The organism is Paenibacillus sp. B1-35, assembly GCF_050474385.1.
GTDB lineage: Bacteria > Bacillota > Bacilli > Paenibacillales > Paenibacillaceae > Paenibacillus_B > Paenibacillus_B alvei.
The window spans coordinates 1-1,088 of sequence record NZ_JBCHVJ010000030.1 but is presented as its reverse complement, the minus strand read 5'-3'; the positions used below and the strand labels follow the sequence as shown (position 1 = coordinate 1,088).

Sequence of the window (1,088 nt, the reverse complement as noted above, 5' to 3'; positions counted from 1 at the left end):
CCAACCAGCGTCTCCGGCTTCACGCCTTTCTTTCGCAAGCAGTGCGCCAGTTGGTTTGCCCGCGCATTCAGTTCCCCGTACGTCAGCTGGCGGTCTTCGTCAACGACTGCCACCGCTTCCGGCCGTGCCGCCGCCTGCTCCTCGAACAGCTCCTGAATCACCTGATCCCGTGGATACGCCGTCTCCGTCCGGTTCCATATCTCCAGTTGCTGCTTCGTTTCTGCTTCACTAATCAACGGCATCTGGCCTATTGATCGCTCCGGATGCTCCGCCACTTCATGCAGCCATCGCTCGAAGTGTGCCGCCATCCGCTCGATTGTTGACGCGTCGAACAAGTCCGTGCTGTATTCGAAGCTGACGCGCATCCCCTCTTCGGCTTCTTGCACGCCTACCGTCAAGTCGAACTTCGCGACCGACATAAAGCTGCTTATCGTGTCCATCCGGCGTTCCGAGTCCATCGGCAGCTCGCTCGGACGGCTTTGCAGCGTAAACATCGTCTGAAACAATGGCGCATAGCTCGCCGACCGCTCCGGCTGCAGCGCCGCCACGATCTTCTCAAACGGGATGTCCTGATGCTCCTGCGCTTTCCATGCTTTCCCGCGCACTTGCGACACCAACTCCCGGAAGCTCGGATTGGCCGACACATCCGCACGGTACACAAGGGTGTTGACAAAAAATCCGATCATCCCCTCGGTTTCCTCGTAATGCCGGTTCGCAATCGGACTGCCGACGGCGATATCCGTCTGTCCCGTATAGCGGGAGAGGAAACCTTGGTAGGCGGCAAGCAGCGTCATGAATAATGTCGCTCCCTCTTGACGACTGAGTGCTTTTAGCTTGACGAGCAAAGCGGCCGGAAGCTCCACTTCATACCGCTCTCCCCGGTAGCTTTGCTGCGCCGGACGCGGACGATCTGTCGGCAGTTGCAGCACAGGCAGTTCCCCGCCCAGTTCTTCCTCCCAGTACGCCAACTGACGGTTCATCACGTCTTCGCTCATCCAGTTCCGCTGCCAATGCGCATAGTCGGCATATTGCAAGGATAGCGGCGCCAATGCCGCTGGCTGCCCTCCCGCAAACGCCTCATACAGCGC

General features: G+C 59.2%; 1 protein-coding gene. It reads right to left on the bottom strand.

Features of this window, described 5'->3' with window-relative positions:
* The coding region (locus ACQ5BJ_RS26295; RefSeq protein ID WP_430113015.1) for a condensation domain-containing protein at positions 1-1,088 on the bottom strand (1,088 nt) is incomplete at both ends.